General features: G+C 60.5%; 26 protein-coding genes. 7 read left to right on the plus strand and 19 right to left on the minus strand.

What is annotated here, in order from left to right:
- Positions 1 to 73 precede the first annotated feature (73 nt).
- The gene (locus AACY25_RS14355) at positions 74 to 628 is read left to right on the plus strand and encodes a methyltransferase family protein (RefSeq protein WP_339525392.1); all 555 of its coding nucleotides are present in this window, start codon (positions 74 to 76) and stop codon (positions 626 to 628) included.
- 15 nt (positions 629 to 643) lie between these two features.
- Here AACY25_RS14355 and AACY25_RS14360 read toward each other — a convergent pair whose 3' ends face one another.
- The gene (locus AACY25_RS14360; protein ID WP_339525394.1) at positions 644 to 1,078 is read right to left on the minus strand and encodes a hypothetical protein; all 435 of its coding nucleotides are present in this window, start codon (positions 1,076 to 1,078) and stop codon (positions 644 to 646) included.
- A 109-nt stretch (positions 1,079 to 1,187) separates the two neighbouring features.
- On the opposite strand from AACY25_RS14360, the gene pip reads away from it, so the two are divergent.
- Together pip and dtd are read left to right on the plus strand one after the other, a co-directional pair.
- Entirely contained in the window at positions 1,188 to 2,159 is a 972-nt protein-coding gene (gene pip / locus AACY25_RS14365; RefSeq protein ID WP_339525396.1) for a prolyl aminopeptidase, read from the plus strand.
- Positions 2,156 to 2,593: a D-aminoacyl-tRNA deacylase gene (gene dtd / locus AACY25_RS14370; RefSeq protein WP_339525397.1), complete on the plus strand. Its 438-nt coding sequence runs from the start codon at positions 2,156 to 2,158 to the stop codon at positions 2,591 to 2,593. The genes pip and dtd overlap by 4 nt, the downstream gene beginning before the upstream one ends.
- Here dtd and AACY25_RS14375 read toward each other — a convergent pair.
- Both AACY25_RS14375 and AACY25_RS14380 read right to left on the minus strand, forming a co-directional pair.
- Positions 2,590 to 3,177: a 2-hydroxychromene-2-carboxylate isomerase gene (locus tag AACY25_RS14375; protein WP_339525398.1), complete on the minus strand. Its 588-nt coding sequence runs from the start codon at positions 3,175 to 3,177 to the stop codon at positions 2,590 to 2,592. The genes dtd and AACY25_RS14375 overlap by 4 nt on opposite strands.
- A 131-nt stretch (positions 3,178 to 3,308) precedes the next feature.
- Entirely contained in the window at positions 3,309 to 4,037 is a 729-nt protein-coding gene (locus tag AACY25_RS14380) for an SDR family oxidoreductase (RefSeq protein ID WP_339525400.1), read from the minus strand.
- A 101-nt stretch (positions 4,038 to 4,138) separates the two neighbouring features.
- Here AACY25_RS14380 and AACY25_RS14385 point away from each other — a divergent pair, with 101 nt between their 5' ends.
- Positions 4,139 to 4,642 carry a winged helix-turn-helix transcriptional regulator gene (locus AACY25_RS14385; RefSeq protein ID WP_339525402.1) on the plus strand — a complete coding sequence of 168 codons (504 nt, stop codon included), beginning with the start codon at positions 4,139 to 4,141 and terminating at the stop codon, positions 4,640 to 4,642.
- 79 nt (positions 4,643 to 4,721) lie between these two features.
- On the opposite strand, the gene AACY25_RS14390 is transcribed toward AACY25_RS14385, so the two are convergent.
- The 9 genes from AACY25_RS14390 to ubiE all read right to left on the minus strand — a co-directional run bounded on the left by AACY25_RS14390 (position 4,722) and on the right by ubiE (position 10,652).
- Complete coding sequence (locus tag AACY25_RS14390) at positions 4,722 to 5,429, minus strand: 16S rRNA (uracil(1498)-N(3))-methyltransferase (protein WP_339525404.1); 708 nt, start codon at positions 5,427 to 5,429, stop codon at positions 4,722 to 4,724.
- The gene (tatC, locus tag AACY25_RS14395; RefSeq protein ID WP_339525406.1) at positions 5,426 to 6,229 is read right to left on the minus strand and encodes a twin-arginine translocase subunit TatC; all 804 of its coding nucleotides are present in this window, start codon (positions 6,227 to 6,229) and stop codon (positions 5,426 to 5,428) included. The genes AACY25_RS14390 and tatC overlap by 4 nt, the downstream gene beginning before the upstream one ends.
- On the minus strand, positions 6,226 to 6,576 hold the full coding sequence (gene tatB, locus AACY25_RS14400; protein ID WP_339525408.1) for a Sec-independent protein translocase protein TatB: 351 nt from the start codon (positions 6,574 to 6,576) through the stop codon (positions 6,226 to 6,228). The genes tatC and tatB overlap by 4 nt, the downstream gene beginning before the upstream one ends.
- 3 nt (positions 6,577 to 6,579) lie before the next feature.
- Positions 6,580 to 6,810, minus strand: a complete 231-nt coding sequence (gene tatA / locus AACY25_RS14405; protein WP_339525409.1) for a twin-arginine translocase TatA/TatE family subunit — start codon at positions 6,808 to 6,810, stop codon at positions 6,580 to 6,582.
- Between the two features lie 28 nt (positions 6,811 to 6,838).
- Complete coding sequence (locus tag AACY25_RS14410; protein WP_090255176.1) at positions 6,839 to 7,171, minus strand: phosphoribosyl-ATP diphosphatase; 333 nt, start codon at positions 7,169 to 7,171, stop codon at positions 6,839 to 6,841.
- A 7-nt stretch (positions 7,172 to 7,178) separates the two neighbouring features.
- Positions 7,179 to 7,580 (minus strand): phosphoribosyl-AMP cyclohydrolase, encoded by a 402-nt coding sequence (hisI, locus tag AACY25_RS14415; RefSeq protein ID WP_339525410.1) that lies wholly within the window; start codon positions 7,578 to 7,580, stop codon positions 7,179 to 7,181.
- Positions 7,581 to 7,660: 80 nt separating this feature from the next.
- Complete coding sequence (gene ubiB, locus AACY25_RS14420; protein ID WP_339525411.1) at positions 7,661 to 9,268, minus strand: ubiquinone biosynthesis regulatory protein kinase UbiB; 1,608 nt, start codon at positions 9,266 to 9,268, stop codon at positions 7,661 to 7,663.
- Entirely contained in the window at positions 9,265 to 9,882 is a 618-nt protein-coding gene (locus AACY25_RS14425) for a ubiquinone biosynthesis accessory factor UbiJ (protein WP_339525412.1), read from the minus strand. The genes ubiB and AACY25_RS14425 overlap by 4 nt, the downstream gene beginning before the upstream one ends.
- Positions 9,882 to 10,652: a bifunctional demethylmenaquinone methyltransferase/2-methoxy-6-polyprenyl-1,4-benzoquinol methylase UbiE gene (gene ubiE / locus AACY25_RS14430; protein ID WP_339525414.1), complete on the minus strand. Its 771-nt coding sequence runs from the start codon at positions 10,650 to 10,652 to the stop codon at positions 9,882 to 9,884. The genes AACY25_RS14425 and ubiE overlap by 1 nt, the downstream gene beginning before the upstream one ends.
- A 208-nt stretch (positions 10,653 to 10,860) precedes the next feature.
- Here ubiE and AACY25_RS14435 point away from each other — a divergent pair, with 208 nt between their 5' ends.
- The 3 genes from AACY25_RS14435 to AACY25_RS14445 all read left to right on the plus strand — a co-directional run bounded on the left by AACY25_RS14435 (position 10,861) and on the right by AACY25_RS14445 (position 12,554).
- Complete coding sequence (locus AACY25_RS14435; RefSeq protein WP_339525415.1) at positions 10,861 to 11,139, plus strand: polyhydroxyalkanoic acid system family protein; 279 nt, start codon at positions 10,861 to 10,863, stop codon at positions 11,137 to 11,139.
- 205 nt (positions 11,140 to 11,344) lie between these two features.
- A complete protein-coding gene (locus tag AACY25_RS14440) occupies positions 11,345 to 11,785 on the plus strand; it encodes a phasin family protein (protein ID WP_339525416.1) in 441 nt (146 codons plus the stop codon).
- A 10-nt stretch (positions 11,786 to 11,795) separates the two neighbouring features.
- Positions 11,796 to 12,554 carry a phasin family protein gene (locus tag AACY25_RS14445; RefSeq protein WP_339525418.1) on the plus strand — a complete coding sequence of 253 codons (759 nt, stop codon included), beginning with the start codon at positions 11,796 to 11,798 and terminating at the stop codon, positions 12,552 to 12,554.
- 63 nt (positions 12,555 to 12,617) lie between these two features.
- Here AACY25_RS14445 and AACY25_RS14450 read toward each other — a convergent pair whose 3' ends face one another.
- The 7 genes from AACY25_RS14450 to hslV form a co-directional block, all read right to left on the minus strand.
- A complete protein-coding gene (locus tag AACY25_RS14450) occupies positions 12,618 to 13,232 on the minus strand; it encodes a TetR/AcrR family transcriptional regulator (protein WP_339525420.1) in 615 nt (204 codons plus the stop codon).
- A gap of 87 nt (positions 13,233 to 13,319) precedes the next feature.
- Entirely contained in the window at positions 13,320 to 15,002 is a 1,683-nt protein-coding gene (gene phaC, locus AACY25_RS14455; protein WP_339525422.1) for a class II poly(R)-hydroxyalkanoic acid synthase, read from the minus strand.
- Positions 15,003 to 15,195: 193 nt separating this feature from the next.
- Positions 15,196 to 16,056 (minus strand): poly(3-hydroxyalkanoate) depolymerase, encoded by an 861-nt coding sequence (gene phaZ / locus AACY25_RS14460; RefSeq protein ID WP_339411735.1) that lies wholly within the window; start codon positions 16,054 to 16,056, stop codon positions 15,196 to 15,198.
- A 156-nt stretch (positions 16,057 to 16,212) separates the two neighbouring features.
- The gene (gene phaC / locus AACY25_RS14465) at positions 16,213 to 17,892 is read right to left on the minus strand and encodes a class II poly(R)-hydroxyalkanoic acid synthase (protein ID WP_339525425.1); all 1,680 of its coding nucleotides are present in this window, start codon (positions 17,890 to 17,892) and stop codon (positions 16,213 to 16,215) included.
- Positions 17,893 to 18,310: 418 nt separating this feature from the next.
- Complete coding sequence (locus AACY25_RS14470; protein ID WP_339411739.1) at positions 18,311 to 18,685, minus strand: DUF971 domain-containing protein; 375 nt, start codon at positions 18,683 to 18,685, stop codon at positions 18,311 to 18,313.
- Positions 18,686 to 18,742: 57 nt separating this feature from the next.
- On the minus strand, positions 18,743 to 20,083 hold the full coding sequence (gene hslU, locus AACY25_RS14475; protein ID WP_339525427.1) for an HslU--HslV peptidase ATPase subunit: 1,341 nt from the start codon (positions 20,081 to 20,083) through the stop codon (positions 18,743 to 18,745).
- Positions 20,084 to 20,110: 27 nt separating this feature from the next.
- A complete protein-coding gene (gene hslV, locus AACY25_RS14480) occupies positions 20,111 to 20,641 on the minus strand; it encodes an ATP-dependent protease subunit HslV (protein WP_298184841.1) in 531 nt (176 codons plus the stop codon).
- Positions 20,642 to 20,662: the final 21 nt, after the last annotated feature.

The following is a 20,662-nucleotide window of genomic DNA, read 5'->3' on the forward strand; positions in this document are numbered from 1 at the left end:
TTATTAACGCAGGATTGTCCAGGCAGGTGGTTTTTCAACGACCTGCTAACGGACGGAGTGGGAGAGGACTTAAATGGTGTGGCTGCAGGGGTTGGCTTTTGCGCTGGGGTCTCTGATCTTGCTGGCGCTGTCCTGGCGGGCAGTGCGCAGCCCGCAGTCCCATGGCTTCTACCGGTTCTTCGCTTGGGAGGCGATTCTGGCCTTGCTGGTGCTCAATGGGCCGGTCTGGTTTGTCGACCGTTTCGCCCTGCATCAGCGTCTGTCCTGGTTGTTGCTGTTCGCATCCTTGCTGCTGCTGTTTGCCGGCCTCTATCAGCTACGGCGCATGGGTCGCCCCGATGGGCAGCGTACGGAAGCCGAGCTATTCGCCTTCGAGCGCACCTCGCAGCTGGTGACCAGCGGCATCTTTCGGCTGATCCGCCACCCGCTGTACGCCTCGCTGTTGTTGCTGGCCTGGGGCGTGGCCTGCAAGCAACCCAATGGACTGAGCCTGATCCTGGCGCTGTTGGCCAGTCTGGCGCTTTGGCTGACCGCCAAGCGCGACGAGGCCGAGTGTCTGCAGCAGTTTGGCGAGGCGTATCGCGACTATATGCAGCGCAGCAAGATGTTTATCCCCTGGCTGCTTTAATCAGTGGCCGGGCTGTTATTGCCACTTCAATCGCGCCAGCTTCCACTCATCGCCTTCCAGCCACCACTCCATCTCAACGATAAAGTGACGAGCACTGTCGGGGATCAGGCTTTCGGCGCCGACCAAGGCAACCTGGGCTTCGGTGAAGCCTTTCTCGCGATAGGTTTCATGGACGTAGCTGGCCTTGCTCAGAGCCAGTATTTCGACATTCTTGTGGCGCATAAACAGCATCAACATGGTGCGCTGTGCCCACTCGCGGTCGAACTCGCCCTGGGCCGAGAACTGCGGGTGAAGCTGGTCGAGCACTGCGCTGTTTTTCTTGGCTTCCAAGTTGTCCTGCAGCTGTTGCACGGCTGCTTCCAGCGCTGCTTGCGGGTCATCCTTGCCGCCGCAACCGGCGAGCAGGGTGCAAAACATTACGAAAGCTAAGGCAAATATCCTTGTTGGCATGCTGAACTCCTTTTTCATGGTTATGATGCCCGGCAGGGCGTTGGACGGCAGTGACAGGTGACTCACCTTCGCCAAGCCGCCAAGCTACGCATCAATTCAGGAGCATGCCATGCAGACCTTGTATCCGGAAATTAAACCCTACGCCCGTCATGAGCTGGCCGTGCAAGCGCCGCACGTGCTGTATGTGGACGAAAGTGGTTCGCCGGATGGTTTGCCCGTGGTGTTTATCCATGGTGGCCCAGGTGCAGGCTGCGACGCGGCAAGCCGGCGCTATTTTGATCCCAATCTCTATCGCATCGTCACTTTCGATCAGCGTGGCTGCGGCCGCTCCACGCCTCATGCCAGCCTGGAAAACAACACCACCCAAGCGCTGATCGCCGATATGGAGCAGATTCGCGAGCACCTCGGCATCGACAAGTGGGTGCTTTTCGGCGGCTCCTGGGGCTCGACCCTGGCCCTGGCCTACGCCCAGGCCCATCCGCAGCGCGTGCACGGGCTGATTCTGCGCGGCATCTTCCTCTGTCGGCCGCAGGAGTTCGACTGGTTCTATCAGGAAGGCGCCAGCCGGCTGTTTCCCGACTACTGGGAAGACTACCTGGCACCAATCCCCACGGATGAGCGCGGCGATCTGATGCGGGCCTTCCACAAGCGTCTGACCGGCTCCGACCAGATCGCCCAGATGCACGCGGCTAAGGCCTGGTCAACCTGGGAAGGCCGCACCGCCACCCTGCGTCCCAACCCGCAAGTGGTTGACCGCTTCAGCGACAGCCATCGCGCGCTATCGATTGCTCGGATCGAATGCCATTACTTCGTTAACAATGCCTTCCTCGAACCCGATCAGCTGCTGCGCGATATGCCGAAGATCGCCCATTTACCGGGGGTGATCGTGCATGGCCGCTATGACGTGATTTGCCCGCTGGACAACGCCTGGGCGCTGCACCAAGCCTGGCCGAACAGTGAGCTACAGATCATCCGCGATGCCGGCCATTCGGCGGCCGAGAATGGAATTACCGACGCCCTGGTACGCGCTGCCGATGAGCTGGCGCGGCGGCTGCTTAACCTGGCGCCGGACGAAGCATGAAGGCACTGATTCAACGGGTGCGTGGCGCCCGAGTAGAAGTAGCAGGTGAGGTGGTAGGCGCGATTGATCATGGCCTGCTGGCACTGGTTGGCGTAGAGCCGCAGGACAGTCCGGTCAGTGTCGAAAAAATCCTGCACAAGTTGCTCAACTACCGCGTATTCAGCGATGCCGCCGGCAAGATGAATCTGTCGCTCAGCGATATCGACGGTGGACTGCTGCTGGTCTCACAATTCACCCTGGCAGCTGACACCAAGAGCGGTCTACGCCCGAGTTTTTCCAGCGCTGCGCCGCCGGCGCTGGGCGCTGAGCTTTTCGATCTGTTGGTTACCCAGGCCCGTGGCAAACACGCGAAGGTTGCCACGGGCCAGTTCGGCGCTGATATGCAGGTGCATCTGGTCAACGACGGGCCGGTGACCTTTCTGCTGGAAAGCTAGCGCGCCAGGGCTTCGGCGACGAAGTCGAGGCGATCCTGACCGAAGTGCATCTCGCTGCCGATAAAGAAGGTCGGTGCGCCAAACACGCCGCGGTTGATTGCCTCTTCGGTGGTGGCCTTGAGTCGTTCCTTGACCGCATCATCGCTGACCAACCGCTCGAACTCGGCTGGGTCGAAGCCGGCGGCGCTAAGCACTTCGGCAACCACTTCGGGCTTGCCGAGGTTTTTCTGTTGCACCCACAGCGCTTCGAAGATGGTTTTTAGATAGTGCTCGAAGCGCTCGCTGCCATGGTAACCGGCAGCGCCGCGCATCAGCGTTAGGGTGTTGATCGGGAAACTCGGGCTAAAGGCCATGGTCACGCCATAGCGTTTGGCGAAGCGCGCCAGGTCCTGCAGCATATAGCGACCCTTGGCCGGGATATTCACTGGTGACTGATTGCCGGTGGCCTTGAAGACGCCACCGAGCAGCATCGGCCGCCAGACAATCTGCGCGCCGGCCTCGCGGGCAATACGCGGTAGCTGGGTCCAGGCCAGATAACTGGCCGGGCTGCCAAAATCGAAAAAGAACTCAACTGTCTTGTTCATCATATGTCCTGTCTTCAGGTTCGAAATTGCTGGGCAGGCTGTAGGGTGAATGACGCTTTTTTCATCCACCAGGGCAAGCGAAGTGGTGGATGGGAGAAGCGTCATCCACCCTACGAGTTGGTGAGCGTTGTTTAGAAGGTTTCGCTCCATGGCCGTAGGTCCAGCTCATGCACCCAGCAATCGCGTGGCTGACCGTGGATCTGCCAGTAGGTCTCGGCGATATGCTCCGGGTTGAGGATGCCGTCCTGATCCTTGAGCTGGTACAGCTGAGGGAAGGTGTCGCGGATAAACGCGGTGTCGATGGCCCCGTCGATGATCGGGTGGGCGACATGGATACCCTTGGGGCCGAGCTCGCGGGCCATGCTCTGGGCCAGGGCGCGCAGGGCGAACTTGGCGCTGGCGAAGGCGGAGAAATTCGCGCGGCCGCGCAACGAGGCGGTGGCACCGGTAAAGATAATCGTGCCTTGCCCGCGCGGCAGCATGACCTTGGCGGCTTCACGACCGGTGAGAAAGCCGGCCAGCGCCGCCATCTCCCAGACCTTGCGGTAGACCCGTTCGGTGGTCTCGGTGATGGAGAACTGTACGTTGGCGCCGATGTTGAACACCACCGCATGCAGCGGGCCGACCTCGCGTTCGATGGTGGCAAACAGTTCGATGACCTGTTCCTCGACTCGCGCATCGCAGCCAAAGGCGCGCGCGCTGCCACCTACCGATTCAATCTCCGCTACCAGCGGCTCGAGTTTTTCCGCATTCCGTCGTGCCACGCAGGCCACATAGCCCTCGCGAGCGAAGCGTTTGGCGATGGCGCCGCCAGTGGCGTCACCGGCGCCTACTACCAGAATTGCTTTGCGTTCTATCATCGTTGCTCTCCATAAGTTCTGTTTTGGAACTTGGCTTGATAGTCGGTTCCATTTTGGAACCTGTCAAGCTATGGTGAGCCATCGCAGTTGGAGATTGGCTTATGCGTTGGGAAGAACTAGAGCAGCAACCCTGCTCCCTGGCCCGTACCCTGTCGGTGGTGGGTGACCGCTGGACGCTGCTGGTGCTGCGCGAGAGTTTTCTAGGTATCCGCCGCTTCGACGAGTTCGAAAAACGCTTGGGGATTACCCGCCACGTGCTGGCCGAGCGCCTGAAAAAGCTGGTGGAAGCCGGGGTGCTGGACAAGGTGGCCTATCAGCAGCGGCCACTGCGTGAGGAATACTGCCTGAGCGCCAAGGGCCGCGATTTATACCCAGCCATTATGGCCCTGGTGAACTGGGGCGACCGCCATATGAGCGGCGCGGAAGGTGCGCCGATTCGGCATATCCACCGCACCTGCGGCCAGCCGATGCACGGCGTGCTGGTGTGTTCGGATTGTGGTGAGCCGCTGGAGCCGAGGGATGTTCAGCTGGAGGAGGCGCCTGCGCTCAAGGGCCAGCTACTGCCGGCGCACTGGCACGTTCTTGAGGTTGGAGAGAACCTGTAGGAGCGCGCCATGCGTGCGAGCGATTTCCCAGATACCGCCACTCGCGGGCATGACCCGCTCCTACGGAGTCGGTGTTCGCTTAGAACAGTCGCGCCAGCAAGGCGGTAACCGCCGTCTCGACTCGTAGAATCCGCGCGCCCAGTTGCACCGGCTGCAGGCCAGCTTCCTGCAGCTTGTCCACTTCATAGGGAATCCAGCCGCCTTCTGGGCCAATGGCCAGCGTAACGGCCTGCTCGACTGCCCGAGGGCAGGCTGGGAAGTTGCCTGGATGGCCAACCAGACCAAGGGTGCCGGCAACGATGTTGGGCAGTTGGTCCTCGACAAAGGGCTTGAAGCGTTTCTCGATAATCACTTCCGGCAGCACTGTATCGCGGGCCTGCTCCAGGCCGAGGATCAGCTGTTCGCGAATCGCTGCAGGTTCGAGGAAAGGCGTCTGCCAGAAGCTTTTTTCCACCCGGTAGCTGTTCAGCAGAATCAGCCTGGGCACGCCCATGGCGCTGACGGTTTGCAGCACGCGGCGCAGCATCTTCGGTCGCGGCAGGGCCAGCAGCAGGGTAAGCGGCAACTTCTCCGGTGGCGGCTGATCGAGTTGTACCGAGAGTTCGGCTTGCTCCGCATCCAGACGCAGTAACTGGCCGCTGCCCATCAGGCCATTCATGCGACCGACGCGTAGGCTATCGCCGGCCTCGGCGCGATGCACTTCATGCAGATGCTTGAGGCGGCGGCCGCTTAGCAGCACGCGGTCAGCGGCGATAAAGTCGCCGTCTTCGAGGAGCAGCAGGTTCACGGTTGCGCGGCAGGTGGCTGATCGTTGGAGGGGCTGTCGCTATCGGCTTCAGCCGCTGCGTCCTCGTCGGCGCGGCGCTTGACCAGGCTGCCGCAGAGCAGGCCTGCCTCGAATAGCAGCCACATGGGTAAGGCCAGCAGGGTCTGCGAAAACACGTCCGGCGGGGTCAGCACCATGCCGACAACAAAGCAGCCGACAACTACATAGGGCCGGCTCTTGCGCAGTGTCGCGACATCGACAACCCCGACCCAGATCAGCAGAAAAGTGGCAATTGGGATTTCGAACGCCACGCCGAAGGCGAAGAACAGGGTGAGGACGAAATCCAGGTACTGACCGATATCGGTCATCATCGCCACGCCTTCCGGGGTCACGCTGGCGAAGAAGCCAAACATGATTGGGAACACCACGAAATAGGCGAAGGCCATGCCGGCATAGAACAGCAAGATGCTGGAGATCAGCAGCGGTATGGCGATGCGCTTCTCGTGCTTGTACAGCCCTGGCGCGATAAAGCCCCAGATCTGATGCAGGATGATCGGGATCGCCAGAAACAGCGCGACCATCAGGGTCAGTTTGAACGGCGTGAGGAACGGCGAGGCCACTCCCGTGGCAATCATCGTCGCGCCTTCCGGCAGGTAGGCGCGCAGCGGCGCGGCGACTAGCGCATAGATGTCCTGGGAGAAATAGAACAGCCCGGCAAACAGCGCGAATACTGCCGCCACAATACGCAGCAGACGCGTGCGCAGTTCGGTCAGGTGCGAGACCAGGGGCATTTCCTGATCGCTGTCCGGTCGTTGGCTCATGGCTGCGGGCTTTTATCCTGGCGGGTATCGGTAGCTGCGGTTGGCTCTGCTGCTGGAGGGGCGGCTGAGCTCGGTTCAGTGATGCTGCTAAGCGGCGCGTTGAGATTTTGCTTCATCGCGTTCATTTCCCGCTCAAGCTCGAGAATCTGCTCGTTATGCAGTTGGCGGCGGATTTCATCTGCGCCAATCTCACGCTCAACTTCAGCCTTGATCGCACTGAAGCTGCGCTTGATCCGGCCGATCCACAAACCGGCAGTGCGCACCGCGCCGGGCAGGCGATCGGGCCCTAGTACCACCAGGGCGACGATGCCGACCAACAGCAGTTCGGTAAAGCCGATATCGAACATGGCTTAGTCTTTTTTCGCCGGTTCTTCGACTTTGCGTGCCTGGGCATCGATGGTCTGGCCCTTGGGCTCATCGACTGCGGGCTTTTCTTCGTCGTTACCCATCGATTTTTTGAAACCCTTGATCGCATCACCCAGATCGGAACCCAGGCCTTTAAGGCGCTTGGTGCCGAACAGCATGACCACGATCAGCAGGACGATCAGGAGTTGCCAGATGCTAATGCCACCGAATCCCATAACGCGTACTCCGTAAGTGAAGGTTTAATCAGTCTTGCGAGCGTGCGGCTTTTTCCGCGTGCCCGGAGAGGCCAAAGCGCCTGTCTAGTTCGTCCAGTACCGCCTGCGGGTGCTGACCGAGGGCAGCGAGCATGACCAGGCTGTGGAACCACAGGTCGGCGGTTTCATAAATCACATCGCTGCAGTCACCGCTGACGGCAGCATCCTTGGCTGCAAGGATGGTTTCCACCGATTCCTCACCGACCTTTTCCAGAATCTTGTTCAGGCCCTTGTGGTACAGGCTGGCGACATAGGAGCTGTCGGCGGCCGCGCCTTTGCGCGACTCCAGCACCTCGGCCAGGCGGCTCAGGGTATCTGTCATGGCCGAATCACTCATGGGTATGTCCTGCGCTGTAGATGGCGTGTGGGTCTTTCAGCACGGCCTCGACGATTTTCCAGGTGCCGTTCTCGAACATCCTGTAGAAGCAGCTCTCGCGGCCCGTGTGGCAGGCAATGCCGCCCAACTGTTCGACCATCAGGATGATCACGTCGGCGTCGCAGTCCAGGCGCATTTCATGCAGTTTCTGCACATGCCCGGATTCTTCGCCTTTGCGCCAGAGTTTGCCGCGTGAGCGTGACCAGTAGATGGCGCGCTGCTCGGCCGCGGTCAGGCTCAGGGCTTCACGATTCATCCAGGCCATCATCAGCACGCGGCCGGTCTTGTGGTCTTGAGCGATGGCCGGCACCAGGCCGTCGCTGTTCCAGTTGATTTCATCGAGCCAGTCAGTCATTGCAATTCCGTGGTTCACAACGCGCATGCAGCATGCGCTTATCGGCGTCCGCCCAGTGTGCCAGCCGCGGCAGCGACTGGCTATCGGCGCACTATCAGATACAGGCCACTTGCACCCATCAACCAGGCCGGCCACGCTGCTAGCGCACTCAAGCTGACGGCACTGAACGCGAGCATCACGCCGCCGCCCAGTAGCGCCGCGCCGAGCAGACGCAGCGGTCGGTCGCCGCGCGAGTCGCGCCAGGGTGGTGGCGGGTCGTAAGCGTGGGGCTGTGCCATGCGCTCGAGCAGGCTGCGGGTCATATTGGCCAGATGCGGAACCTGCTCAACCTGGCTGTGCAGGTTGTGCAGCAGGTTTTTTGGGCTGACCCGCTCGCGCATCCAGCGCTCGAGGAACGGCTGGGCGGTATTCCACAGGTCCAGGTCCGGGTACAGCTGACGGCCCAGGCCTTCAATATTCAGCAAGGTTTTCTGCAGCAGCACCAACTGCGGCTGCACTTCCATATTGAAGCGCCGCGCGGTCTGGAACAGACGCAACAGCACCTGGCCGAAGGAGATGTCCTTCAGTGGTTTTTCGAAGATCGGCTCACATACGGTGCGGATCGCCGCCTCGAAGTCATTGATCTTGGTTTCTGCCGGCACCCAGCCGGAATCGATATGCAGCTGCGCCACGCGGCGGTAATCGCGCTTGAAGAAGGCGATCAGGTTGCGCGCCAGGTAGTCCTGATCTTCGGCGGTGAGGCTGCCGATGATGCCGCAGTCGATGGCAATGTACTGCGGGTTCCACGGCGTGCGCGTACTGACAAAGATGTTGCCGGGGTGCATATCGGCGTGGAAGAAGCTGTCGCGGAACACCTGGGTGAAGAAAATCTCCACGCCGCGCTCGGCCAGCAGTTTCATATCGGTGCGCTGATCGGCCAGGGTTTCCAGGTCAGTGACCTGAATGCCATAGATGCGCTCCATCACCAGCACCTTCGGCCGGCAATAATCCCAATACACCTGCGGCACATAGAGCAGTGGCGAACCTTCGAAGTTGCGCCGCAGCTGGCTGGCGTTGGCCGCCTCGCGCAGCAGATCAAGTTCGTCGTAAATGGTTTTCTCGTAATCGCTGACCACTTCCACTGGGCGCAGGCGGCGGGCATCGGCCGAGGCGCGCTCGGCCAGCTTGGCCAGCAGGAACAGCCAGGCAATGTCCTGTTCGATTACCGGTTTCAGGCCCGGGCGAATCACCTTGACCACTACTTCTTCGCCGCTTTTCAGTTGCGCAGCATGCACCTGTGCAACAGATGCCGAGGCTAATGGCTGGGCATCGAAACGGGCAAATACCTCGCTGACCTTGGCCCCCAGCTGTGACTCAATGAGTGCCTGTGATTTCGCCGGGTCGAAAGGCGGCACCTGATCCTGCAGCTTGGCCAGCTCATCGGCGATATCCGGGGGTAGCAGGTCGCGGCGGGTGGAAAGTAGCTGGCCGAATTTGATAAAAATCGGCCCCAGTTCCTCCACCGCCAGACGCAAACGTGCGCCGCGTGAAAGCAGCAAGTCGCGGCGCGGCAGCCAGCGCCAGGGCAGCACATAGCGCAGCACGCGCGCCCAGAAAGGCAGCGGCAGAGCGAATAACAGGTCGTCCAGCTGGTAGCGAATGACTACGCGCTGGATACGCAACAGACGACGAACGGCAAGCAGCTTCATGCGATGGGCTTATGGCGTTGGGCGAGGCGCTCGATGCGCGCGTCGAGTCGGTCGAGGGACAGCTTGAGGTGGTCCAGTTCGGCGAAGCGCGCATTGGCTTCGCGCTGGCCGACCAGGCTGCGGGATTCTTCACTGAGGTAATCGGCCAGATTCAGGCGCAGGCTGTCGAGCGCCTGGCTGCTCCAGTCCACCCGGCTGCGCAGATGGCCGCCGAGCAGCTGGCTGCCGACCGGGCCGAGCCAGCGCGACAGTTCGTATTCCCAGTCCAGCTCAAGATCCTGAAGTATCCCGGCCAGCTCCAGCAGGGCAGAGCTGTCGCCATCCAGACTGACTTCCGCGCTGTGCAGGATGCTGGTCTTGTCCTTGCTGGTGGCCAGGCGCAGCAGGCTGGCTGCGGGCGCGCGCAAGTGGCAATCAGCGTCACCGGCCCACTGCGCGGCCAGTTGCAGACCGCTGGCGCTGGGCAGAATAAACAGCTGCAGATTCGGCGCGGCGCACTCGACGGCAATCACTTTGCCGCTCAACCGCGCCAGACGTGGCAGCGCGGTGCTGTCCATGGCCAGCACGCGATTGAGGCCGAGTTCGACGCCGGCCAGCAGCCCGGTCAGGAGCATCAGGGCTTAATGCCGCGGTGCAGGGCGACGATGCCGCCGGTCATATTGTGGAAGGTCACACGCTCGAAACCGGCTTCAACCATCATCGCCTTGAGGGTGTCTTGATCCGGGTGCATGCGGATCGACTCGGCCAGGTAGCGGTAGCTTTCCGCGTCGTTGGTAATCAGCTTGCCGGCCAGCGGCATGAATTTGAACGAGTAGGCGTCGTAGAACTTAGACAGCAGCGGGCTGGACGGTTTGGAGAACTCCAGAATCAGCAGGCGACCGCCGGGCTTGAGTACGCGCAGCATCGAACGGATGGCGTCTTCTTTATGCGTCACGTTGCGCAGGCCGAAGGCGATGGTCACCACGTCGAAATGGTTGTCCGGGAACGGCAGCTTTTCCGCATCGGCCTGAACGAAGCTGACGTTGCCGGCCACGCCTGTATCGAGCAGGCGGTCACGGCCGACGCGCAGCATCGATTCGTTGATATCGGCCAGCACCACTTCGCCGGTCGGGCCGACCAGGCTGGAGAACTTGCGTGTCAGGTCGCCCGTGCCGCCGGCGATATCCAGCACTCGGTTGCCAGTGCGCACGCCAGACAGTTCGATGGTGAAACGCTTCCACAGACGGTGCATGCCGCCGGACAGTACGTCGTTCATCAGGTCGTACTTGGCCGCGACCGAGTGAAAGACTTCGGCGACTTTTTCCGCCTTCTGGCTTTCCGGCACGCTCTGGAAACCAAAGTGCGTGGTGGGTTCGCTGTCGCTGCTCTTGCGCGGATCGTTCATCTTGCCCTTTCCCTTAACAGAGAGGCGGAATCAAAGTGGCGGCCATTCTAAACCTAAAAGTTCACCATGGGCTTCAAGCTGCACGCTTCCAGTAAACCTTTAGCGGGGCTCGGCTGGTGTCTGGCTGAAGCGGCTGCAGCCTGCCACGCGCAGCCTTGCTATAGTCGCAGCGACCTAAGGTCGCAGTTAACTGGTGAGGAGAAATGCCATGGCCAAGATCACCGTCGAACGTCCCCACTCCCTGGGGCGCGAAGTCGCCCGCGAGAAAGCCGAGCAACTGGCCGAGCGCCTGGCTCGCGAATACGACGTGCGCTATCGCTGGAATGGCGACAACCTTGAGTTCAAGCGCAGCGGCGCGGATGGGCGTATTGAAGTGCATGAGCACAGCGTGCGCGTGCAGCTCAGTCTGGGGCTGCTGTTGTCAGCCATGAGCGGCAGCATCAAGCGTGAAATCGAAGAGGTGCTGGATAAGAATCTGCAGGCGTAAGGTGTCGCCTGACGACACCTTGGCAATTTTTTATGGCCAGCCATCCATGGCGGCCACCCCCGTGGGCCGTCGCTGCGCGACGTTATAAATTGCTCCGGGTAATTTTTTCTACGCTTAGTATGCGGTTTCTAATTTTCATCGATACCGTGCATCTAAGCCTGCATCCCGTGGGCGTTTCCTCGAAACACTTAGAGTGAGGTGCACCATGTCGAAAGTTGCCGTTAAAAAGAAAGAAGTTGTCGAAGAAGCCAGCAGCGTGCTGAGCGACGCAAAAGTGTACGCCCGCAAAATCTGGTTGGCTGGTCTGGGCGCTTACGCCAAAGCCGGTCAGGAAGGTTCGGAGTACTTCAAAGAGCTCGTGAAGAGCGGCGAAGGCGTTGAAAAACAAGGCAAAAAACTGGTCAACGAACAAGTTGAAGCAGCCAATAGCCAGATCGACAACGTCAAGAGCACAGTCACCAGCAACGTCAGCAGCGTAAAAGGCAAGTTTGAAGTGCAGCTCGACAAGATCGAGAAAGCCTTCGACAACCGTGTTGCCAGCGCCCTGAACCGCATTGGTATCCCGTCCAAGCAGGATGTTGAAGTACTCTCTGCTAAGCTGGATGAGCTGAGCGCGTTGCTCGAGCACGTCGCGCGTACCAAGTAAGGAGAGCAGGATGGCTGTCAAAAAGAAAACCGAAAAGCAAACCACTTCCTGGATCGGCGAAGTAGAAAAATACTCGCGTCAAATCTGGCTGGCTGGTTTGGGTGCCTACTCCAAGGTCAGCAAGGACGGCAACAAGCTGTTCGACACGCTGGTCAAGGATGGCGAAAAAGCTGAGAAGCAAGCCAAGACCGAAGTCGACAAGCAAGTTGGCGCAGTGAAGACCAATGTGAGTTCGAAGGTAGACACTGCCAAATCCAGAGTCGATGAAGTAAGAGGCAAGGCTATTGGCAAGTGGGGCGAGCTGGAAGAAGCCTTCGACAAGCGTCTGAACAACGCCATTTCGCGTCTTGGTGTACCGAGCCGCAACGAAGTGAAAGCGCTCAACGCCAAGGTTGAAAGCCTGACTAAGCAGATCGAGCAACTGACCGGCGTTTCGGTCAAGTCGGTCAAGCCAGCGGTCAAGAAGGTGGCTGCCAAGCCTGCTGCTAAACCAGCGGCCAAGCCGGTTGCCAAAGCCGCAGCTAAACCAGCTGCTAAGCCTGCGGCCAAAGCTGCTGCAAAGCCTGCTGCTAAACCGGTAGCCAAGGCTGCTGCCAAACCAGCAGCTAAACCTGCTGCCAAGCCAGCTGTTAAACCAGCCGCCAAGGCGCCAGCCAAGCCGGCCGCAGCTAAGCCTGCAGTTGCCAAACCAGCTGCTGCTCCTGTAGCTGCTGCACCTGCGCCGGCCGCTGCACCTGCTGCACCCGTGACACCTGCCGCCCAGTCGTAAGACGCGCAGCAGTCAACGCAAACGCCCGGCCAAGTGCCGGGCGTTTGCGTTTATACGTGCGGGTTAATCTTCCAGGTAGCGCTGCGCCAGGTGTTCGGCGGCGTAGCGTGATTCTTCGGCCAGGTGCGGGGCCACCAGCATCATGACCTGATAGACCACCAGGCGACTCTCGCCTTCGCGGCCGATGATGCGCTGGTAGTCCAGCGAAAAAAGCAGAGTTAGGGTGATCTGCTCAACCAGTTGACCCAGCGCCTGTGTATCGCTGTGCAACTGGCCATCGAGCTGCAGTTGTGCAAGCAGTTCGGCCAAGGCGCGTTTCAAGCTGTTGAGCCAGTGGCGCATACCGCGTTCCAGTTTCGGCAGGCGGCTGGTTAGGTTGGACAGGTCCTGGAACAGAAAGCGGTAGTGCGCCAGGCGCTCGACGATCAGGTGCAGAAACAGCCAGTAGTCTTCCACATCCAATTGCACGTCTTCTGGCGGCGATAGCAGTGGCGCCAGTTCGGCTTGAAAGCGCTCGAACAGGCCGAGGATCAGCGGCTCCTTACCGTGGAAGTGGTAGTACAGGTTGCCTGGGCTGATGCCCAGTTCGTTGGCGATTTCCAGGGTGGATACATTTGGTTCGCCCTTCTGGTTGAACAGCAGCAGGGCACATTCGAGGATTCTGTCGCGGGTTTTCATCCGGTCTTCTTATTCTGGCCGCGGGAAGGCTGACGATACCTGGCCGCAATAGCTTGCGGCCAGCCTGATCATGCTTGTGTTGATGTTTTAGCGCACATGCACATAGGTGCCGGGGGCGGCTTCCATGGCTGGGTAGTGGCGGTTGCCCAGGGCCATCTGGGTGTCCTGTTGCTCGCCCGAGCGTTCCTGCATCCAGCTCAACCATACCGGCCACCAACTGCCTTGCACGTGCTTGGCTTCGTGGTACCAGGCACGTGGGTCGCTGGTGAGTTTGGAGTTTTCCAGGTAGTTGGATTTGGGGTTGCCCGGGGGGTTGAGAATGCTCTGAATATGCCCGCTGTTGGACAGAATAAAGCGCCGGTCACCGCCCAGCAGCAGGGTCGAGCGATACACCGCATCCCAGGGCGTGATGTGGTCGTTAATTCCCGCGACGCTGAAGCTGTCCACTGTGACCTTCTGCAGATCGACCGGCGTGCCGCAGACTTCCAGACCGCGTGGATGGGTCAGCGGGTTGTGCTTGAAGAAGTCGATTAGGTCACCATGCAGGGCAGCCGGCAGGCGGGTGTTGTCGTTGTTCCAGTAGAGGATATCGAAGGCCGGTGGCTGCTTGCCGAGCAGGTAGTTGTTGATCCAGTAATTCCAGATCAGATCATTCGGGCGCATCCAGGCGAACACGCGCGCCATATCGCGGCCATCCAGTACGCCCTGCTGATAGGAGCGGCGCTTGGCGGCCTCAAGCGTCAACTCATCGGCAAACAGCATGGCTGGGCTGTCGATCTGGCTGTCGAGCAGGCTGACCATATAGGTGGCACTGGCCACCTTGCGTAGCTGGCGTTTGGCTTGCAGGTGGCCCTGCAAGGCGGCAATGGTCAGGCCGCCGGCGCAGGCGCCGAGCAGGTTGACGTCCTTGCTACCGGTGATCTCACGGCAAGCGTCGATGGCGACTTCAAGTGCTTCCACATAGCTCGACAAGCCCCACTCGCGGTGCCGTGGATCGGGGTTGCGCCAGCTGATGACAAAGACCTGCAGGCCGTTTTTCAAGGCGTACTGAACGAAGCTCTTGTCGCTGGAGAGGTCGAAGATGTAGAACTTGTTGATTTGTGGCGGCACGATCAGCAGCGGCTTGGTGTACTGTTTTTCGCTCATCGGCTTGTACTGGATCAGCTCCAGCAGCTCGCTGCGAAACACCACGGCGCCATTGGTGGTAGCCAGGTTGCGGCCGACTTCGAACGCCTTCTTGCTGACCTGGCTGGGCATGCCGTCGTTATTCACCAGGTCGTCGAACAGATGCGTCACGCCCTTGAGCAGGCTACTGCCGCCAGTGTTGAACAACTCCTTGATCACCTGCGGGTTAAGCAGGGTATTGCTGGGGGCCAGGGCATCGCCCAGCAGAGTGGCGACAAAGCGCGCGCGGGCGCGGTCGTCGGCATCCAGGTTGCTCTCGTCGATCCAGTTGTTCAGCTGTTTCTGGCAGGCCAGATAAGCTTGCAGGCTGCGGCTGTAGATTGGATTGTCACGCCAGGTCGGGTCGGCGAAGCGCGGGTCTTGTGGGTTGACCTTGAACGGCTTGTCGCCCATCAGCACGCGGCCCAGTTGACCGCCCAGCGCGGCGACATGCCGTGCGCTGTGAATGGGTTGCTTGATTCCTTGCAGGGCCAGGCCGCGCAGGGTGGATAGCAGGTCGCGGCCGCGCAGACCGACCACTGCGTTTTGGGCATTCATCACGCTGCTGCGTACCGGCAGGGCGCGTTTGGCAGTTTGGTCTCGCATTGGGCAACACTCCGTCGTCAAACCGTGAGACTTGATAAGCAGCAAGGCTTATACCAATGCGCGCGCATGTGCATTCCAGACTGCCGCGCGCCAAGTCCCAGGTAATACAACGTGCCCGAAAGTGGGTCAAGCACTGCGCTTTCGGCACAGCCTCAGGGCGCGCTGTTGAGACGCTTGCCCAGGTACGGTGCGCTTAGCCGAGAGTCCGGGCTGGCGCGGGCTGCGGATGCATGATCGCGCGCTGACGTTCTTCCTCGAGAAATTTCATGATGATCGGCGCGACCGCTTCGGCGCGGGTTACCAGGAACAGGTGACCGTCATCGATCACGTGCAATTCCGAGTTGGGGATGCGCCAGGCCAGCAGGCGCATGTTGACCAGCGGGATCAGCGGATCGTCATCACCGGCCATCACCAGCGTCGGTTGGCGAATCTTGTGCAGCCAGTGGATGCTGGTCCAGCCTAGCCCTGCGAACAGCTGCCAGTAATAGCCCATCTTGCCGCCCGAGCGGACTTTACTCGCATGCGCCAGGGCCAGTTTCGGGTCGCGACGGAAAGCGCCGCCGTAGATTTCCGGGGCAATCTGCACGCCGTAGGACGGCTGCACATAACGCCGTGGACTGGCCATGCACCAGAGCACCTTGGGTTTGCCTGGAATCATCACCGCACCGGCCGAAGTGGCCGCGAGGATCAGTTTCTTGCAGCGCTCGGGGTAGTCGTGGGCGAACTGCTGCGCCAGGGCTCCACCCCAGGACACGCCAATCGCATTGACCTGACCGTAGTCGAGGTAATCGAGCATGCGTGCGGCCAGCTTGGCCAGGCCAGGGAAGCGGTACGGCGTACTGGGTGTGGACGAGCCGCCAACGCCGGGTACATCGAACGCAATGACCTCCAGGCCAGGGTCCAGAGCCCGCACGAAAGGCATGACCAGCTCCAGGTTGGCCCCGATGCCGTTGAAAATCAGCAGCGGAGTCATTTTGCCGTTACCGGGGCGCACCGCGGTACGGATAGTTTGGCCGTCCAGTTCAATGGTACGGAATACGAAAGGTAGCGACATGCGCAAAAGCCCTATCAATTAAAACGCTGGATCAGACCCTCCGGGTCTTTTCCAGAAACACCAGGGCAAAGCCTGGTTCGCCTCACCCGCACAAATAAGCGGGTGGGCGAGCGACACCTCCAGTGCCGCGGGCAGTATTGCGCAGTGCGCAGGTGATCAACGTTCGTGAACGTAGGTGCCGGGCGCTGCTTCCCCGGCCGGATGTTTCTTGTTGCCCAGTTGAGTTGGTGCCTTCTTCTGTGCGCCGGAGCGCTCGCCAAGCCAGACCTGCCAATGCAGCCACCAGGAGTCGGCGTGTTTGGTTGAGCTGGCTTGCCAGGTTTTCGGGTCCGCATGCATCTGGGTGTTGGTCATGTAGCGTGCTTTTGGGTTACCCGGCGGGTTGAGGATGCTCTGGATATGTCCGCTATTGGACAGCACGAACTCAACATTGCCGCCAAACAGATTGGCTGACTTGTAGCACGACTCCCACGGCGTGATGTGGTCGGTGGTGCCCGCCACGCAGTAGAGATCGCTGGTGACTTGCTTGAGATCAATCGGGGTGCCGCAGACTTCCAGCGCGCCCGCACGGATCAGCGGGTTGGAGGTAAACATGTCGATAAACTCGCCATGCAGGGCTGCAGGCAGGCGCGTGGTGTCGTTGTTCCAATAGAGGATGTCGAACACTGGCGGCTCGTTGCCGAGCAGGTAGTTGTTGACCCAGTAGTTCCAGATCAGGTCGTTGGGGCGCATCCAGGCGAACACCTTGGCCATGTCGCTGCCTTCCAGCACACCGGCCTGGTAGGAGCGGCGCTTGGCCAGCTCCAGGCTCTTCTCGTCGGCGAATAGCGCCACATCGGTTTCCAGGCGGTTATCCAGCACGCTGACCAGCAGGGTCAGGGCATGCACCTTCTTCTCACCCAGCGCGGCGTAATGGCCCAACAGCGAGGTGGTGGTCAGGCCGCCGGAGCAGGCGCCGAGCATGTTGATGTCTTTGCTGCCGGTGACAGCCGTGACCACATCAATGGCTTCTTTCAGCGCTTCGATATAGGTCGACAGGCCCCACTCGCGGTGGGCCTTGGTCGGGTTGCGCCAGCTCACCACGAAGGTTTGCACGCCATTGCGCAGCAGGAAGCGCGCAACGCTCTTTTCCGGCGACAGGTCGAATACGTAAAACTTGTTAATCTGCGGCGGTACCACCAGCAATGGGCGCTCATGCACCTGCTCGGTGATCGGCTTGTACTGGATCAGCTCCAGCAGATCGTTGCGGAAAATCACCGCACCATCGGTGGTGGCCAGGCTTTTGCCGACCTCGAAGGCGTTCATGTTGACCTGGCTGGGCATGCCGCCGTTGTTGACCATGTCCTTGGCCAGGTGCGACAGGCCGTCGAGCAGGCTCTTGCCGCCGGTTTCGAAGAAGCGTTTGACTGCGGCCGGGTTGGCCATGCTGTTGCTGGGGGCCATGGCTTCGGTCATCAGGTTGATCACGAAGTGGCCACGGCTGGCATCCTGCTCGGACAGGTTGCTGTGCTCAACCCAGTCATGCAGCTCCTTGCGCCAGGCCAGGTAGGTCTGCAGGTAACGGCGGTACAGCGGATTCTGGCTCCAGGCTGGATCGGCAAAGCGCCGGTCGCCATCGGCGGGGGTGAGGTCGGATTGGCCGAGCAACACGTTCTTCAGCTCCATGCTGAAGTGGGCCAGGTGTTTGGCGCTGTGCAGAGGTTGCTTGAGAGCTTGCTTGAGCACGACCCGGGCGGAGCTAAGCAGGTCTTTACCGCGGATGCCGATCACCGGGTTAAGGCCCAGGGTGTTCTCGGAGGCCTGGTGTTTCAGGTCATCATTATTCTTATCTGTCATCTACAACGCTCCATTGTCCTGAGACGAAATACCGGCGTAATGCTGTGCACGGCGACACAGGGCTAGAATCTGCTCCAAGTCTGCTCGCGAGACTTTGAACCGGTTCCATGAACCAGGTATTGCCCGGATTACCAAGGGCGGATCGCTCCGCAATATTCCCTGCCGCTGGCCTAGCCAGATGCAAGAAAACTTCCAACTACTTGGTTACCCGAGTTTGAGAATTTGTGCAAGCTGGCCGCGATCCAGGCCGAATGCGCGATGAGTATGCCGGGAAGGATTAGAAAATGCGCTCTAACCGGTCAGGATCAACGGGCTAGACGGGCTGCTGCACTGCCGCAGATTGCCGCTTGGCTGTGCAAGGGTGAGGAAATAGCTGGAGTGACTGAGGCAATTCCTGACGGCATATCGCCCGGGCGCTTCAGAGCATCAGTTTGACCACGCTTTCGCTGGGGTCGCGGGACTTGCCTGCGGCGGCGAGCGTGGCGAGGTAATCGTTCCACAGTTCGCTCTGACGCATGGCCAGCTGCTCCAGGTAATCCCAGGTGAACAGGCCGCTGTCGTGACCGTCATCGAAGGTCAATTTCAGCGCGTAGTTGCCCGCCGGTTCGATCTTGCTCAGGCCAACGCCGAGCTTGCCGGTTTGCAGGATCGGCTTGCCATGGCCCTGCACTTCCGCCGATGGCGAATGCACACGCAGAAACTCGGCGGGCAGGCTGTAGTGCTCGTCAGTCCCGTAGTGCAGCTCCAGGGTTTTCGAGGCTTTGTGCAGTTTTATTGCGGTAGGCATGCGCATGGTTGCTTCCTGGGTTGCTCCGTAGCCCGGATTGCATCCGGGCTACGTGCGGGCGCGTTACAGGATATAGCGCGACAGGTCTTCGTCCTGCGCCAGTTCGCCGAGGTGGCTGTTGACGTAGGCTGCGTCGATCACAATCGGCGTGCCGTTCTGCTGGCCGGCCAGGTCGCCTGCGCTGAAGGAGACTTCCTCGAGCAGACGTTCGAGTAGCGTGTGCAGGCGGCGCGCGCCGATGTTCTCGGTCTTTTCGTTGACCTGATAGGCAATCTCGGCGATGCGCTTGATGCCTTCGGCAACGAACTGGATGCCCAGGCCCTCGGTATTCAGCAGTGCGGCGTATTGCTCGGTGAGCGAGGCGTGCGGCTCGGTGAGAATGCGCTCGAAGTCCCCTGGGGTCAGGGCTTTCAGCTCGACGCGAATTGGCAGTCGACCTTGCAGCTCAGGCACCAGATCGCTCGGCTTGCTCAGATGGAACGCGCCGGAGGCGATAAACAGGATGTGGTCGGTTTTCACCATGCCCAGCTTGGTGTTCACCGTGCAGCCTTCGATCAGCGGCAGCAGGTCGCGCTGCACGCCTTCGCGGGAAACGTCGGCGCCGCCGGTATTGCCGCGCTTGGCAACCTTGTCGATCTCGTCGATAAACACGATGCCGTTCTGTTCCACGGCTTCCAGGGCCTGGGCCTTGAGTTCGTCCTCGTTGACCAGGCGCGCGGCTTCTTCATCGCGCACCATCTTCAGGGCTTCCTTGACCTTGAGTTTGCGACTCTTCTTCTTGCCCTTGCCCATATTGGAAAACAGGCTTTGCAGCTGGTTGGTCATCTCTTCCATGCCCGGCGGGGTCATGATTTCGATGCCGGCCGGTGCTTCGGCCACTTCGATATCGATGTCCTTGTCGTCCAACTGGCCTTCGCGCAGGCGCTTGCGGAACAGCTGGCGGGTGTTGGAATCGCTGCCCGGCGCGGCTTCTTCGCTGAAACCAGTGCGGGCCGGCGGCAGCAGGGCATCAAGGATGCGTTCTTCGGCGGCGTCCTCGGCGCGGTGACGGACTTTGATCATCTCCTGCTCGCGCAACAGCTTGATCGCCGCATCGGCGAGGTCACGGATGATCGACTCGACATCGCGGCCGACATAGCCGACTTCGGTGAACTTGGTCGCTTCCACCTTGATAAACGGCGCATTGGCCAGTTTGGCCAAGCGGCGGGCAATTTCGGTCTTGCCGACGCCGGTCGGGCCGATCATCAGAATGTTCTTCGGCGTCACTTCGGCGCGCAGTTCGGCAGGCAGTTGCATGCGCCGCCAGCGGTTGCGCAGGGCAATGGCCACGGCGCGCTTGGCGTCGTCCTGACCGATGATATGGCGGTTGAGTTCGTGAACGATCTCGCGGGGCGTCATGGACATGCGGCGTACTCCAGAAAAGACCGCGCCTTACTCGGCGCAGTCTTCCTCTTCAATAGTCAGGTTTTGATTGGTGAAGACACAGATGGAGCCGGCAATGTTCAGCGCGGTTTCGGTGATTTCACGGGCGCTCAATTCGGTTTTCTGCAGCAAAGCCATGGCGGCGGCTTGGGCGAAGCCGCCGCCGGAACCCATGGCGATCAGGCCGTGTTCGGGCTCAACCACATCACCGTTGCCGGTGATGATCAAGGAGGCGTCTTTGTTGGCCACGGCCAGCATGGCTTCCAAGCGGCTCAACGAGCGGTCGGTGCGCCAGTCTTTGGCTAGCTCGACGGCGGCGCGCACCAGATTGCCTTGGTGTTTCTCCAGCTGGCCTTCAAAGCGCTCGAACAGGGTAAAGGCGTCGGCGGTGGCGCCGGCAAAACCGGCCAGCACTTGGCCGTGGTACAGGCGGCGCACTTTTTTCGCGTTGCCTTTCATCACGGTATTGCCGAGGGACACCTGGCCGTCGCCGCCCATGACGACTTTGCCGTTGCGGCGCACTGAAACGATGGTGGTCAAGGGGAGAGTCTCCACGCAGCG

The organism is Pseudomonas sp. EA_35y_Pfl2_R111 (assembly GCF_963970955.1).
Lineage (GTDB): Bacteria > Pseudomonadota > Gammaproteobacteria > Pseudomonadales > Pseudomonadaceae > Aquipseudomonas.

What these genes read in the sequence shown, in the direction of transcription:
- AACY25_RS14355 (WP_339525392.1), top strand. Translation starts at nt 74, where the DNA reads ATGGTGTGGCTGCAGGGGTTGGCTTTTGCGCTGGGGTCTCTGATCTTG.
- AACY25_RS14360 (WP_339525394.1), bottom strand. Translation starts at nt 1,078, where the DNA reads ATGCCAACAAGGATATTTGCCTTAGCTTTCGTAATGTTTTGCACCCTG.
- pip (WP_339525396.1), top strand. Translation starts at nt 1,188, where the DNA reads ATGCAGACCTTGTATCCGGAAATTAAACCCTACGCCCGTCATGAGCTG.
- dtd (WP_339525397.1), top strand. Translation starts at nt 2,156, where the DNA reads ATGAAGGCACTGATTCAACGGGTGCGTGGCGCCCGAGTAGAAGTAGCA.
- AACY25_RS14375 (WP_339525398.1), bottom strand. Translation starts at nt 3,177, where the DNA reads ATGAACAAGACAGTTGAGTTCTTTTTCGATTTTGGCAGCCCGGCCAGT.
- AACY25_RS14380 (WP_339525400.1), bottom strand. Translation starts at nt 4,037, where the DNA reads ATGATAGAACGCAAAGCAATTCTGGTAGTAGGCGCCGGTGACGCCACT.
- AACY25_RS14385 (WP_339525402.1), top strand. Translation starts at nt 4,139, where the DNA reads ATGCGTTGGGAAGAACTAGAGCAGCAACCCTGCTCCCTGGCCCGTACC.
- tatC (WP_339525406.1), bottom strand. Translation starts at nt 6,229, where the DNA reads ATGAGCCAACGACCGGACAGCGATCAGGAAATGCCCCTGGTCTCGCAC.
- tatB (WP_339525408.1), bottom strand. Translation starts at nt 6,576, where the DNA reads ATGTTCGATATCGGCTTTACCGAACTGCTGTTGGTCGGCATCGTCGCC.
- tatA (WP_339525409.1), bottom strand. Translation starts at nt 6,810, where the DNA reads ATGGGATTCGGTGGCATTAGCATCTGGCAACTCCTGATCGTCCTGCTG.
- AACY25_RS14410 (WP_090255176.1), bottom strand. Translation starts at nt 7,171, where the DNA reads ATGACAGATACCCTGAGCCGCCTGGCCGAGGTGCTGGAGTCGCGCAAA.
- hisI (WP_339525410.1), bottom strand. Translation starts at nt 7,580, where the DNA reads ATGACTGACTGGCTCGATGAAATCAACTGGAACAGCGACGGCCTGGTG.
- ubiB (WP_339525411.1), bottom strand. Translation starts at nt 9,268, where the DNA reads ATGAAGCTGCTTGCCGTTCGTCGTCTGTTGCGTATCCAGCGCGTAGTC.
- AACY25_RS14425 (WP_339525412.1), bottom strand. Translation starts at nt 9,882, where the DNA reads ATGCTCCTGACCGGGCTGCTGGCCGGCGTCGAACTCGGCCTCAATCGC.
- ubiE (WP_339525414.1), bottom strand. Translation starts at nt 10,652, where the DNA reads ATGAACGATCCGCGCAAGAGCAGCGACAGCGAACCCACCACGCACTTT.
- AACY25_RS14435 (WP_339525415.1), top strand. Translation starts at nt 10,861, where the DNA reads ATGGCCAAGATCACCGTCGAACGTCCCCACTCCCTGGGGCGCGAAGTC.
- AACY25_RS14440 (WP_339525416.1), top strand. Translation starts at nt 11,345, where the DNA reads ATGTCGAAAGTTGCCGTTAAAAAGAAAGAAGTTGTCGAAGAAGCCAGC.
- AACY25_RS14445 (WP_339525418.1), top strand. Translation starts at nt 11,796, where the DNA reads ATGGCTGTCAAAAAGAAAACCGAAAAGCAAACCACTTCCTGGATCGGC.
- AACY25_RS14450 (WP_339525420.1), bottom strand. Translation starts at nt 13,232, where the DNA reads ATGAAAACCCGCGACAGAATCCTCGAATGTGCCCTGCTGCTGTTCAAC.
- phaC (WP_339525422.1), bottom strand. Translation starts at nt 15,002, where the DNA reads ATGCGAGACCAAACTGCCAAACGCGCCCTGCCGGTACGCAGCAGCGTG.
- phaZ (WP_339411735.1), bottom strand. Translation starts at nt 16,056, where the DNA reads ATGTCGCTACCTTTCGTATTCCGTACCATTGAACTGGACGGCCAAACT.
- phaC (WP_339525425.1), bottom strand. Translation starts at nt 17,892, where the DNA reads ATGACAGATAAGAATAATGATGACCTGAAACACCAGGCCTCCGAGAAC.
- AACY25_RS14470 (WP_339411739.1), bottom strand. Translation starts at nt 18,685, where the DNA reads ATGCGCATGCCTACCGCAATAAAACTGCACAAAGCCTCGAAAACCCTG.
- hslU (WP_339525427.1), bottom strand. Translation starts at nt 20,083, where the DNA reads ATGTCCATGACGCCCCGCGAGATCGTTCACGAACTCAACCGCCATATC.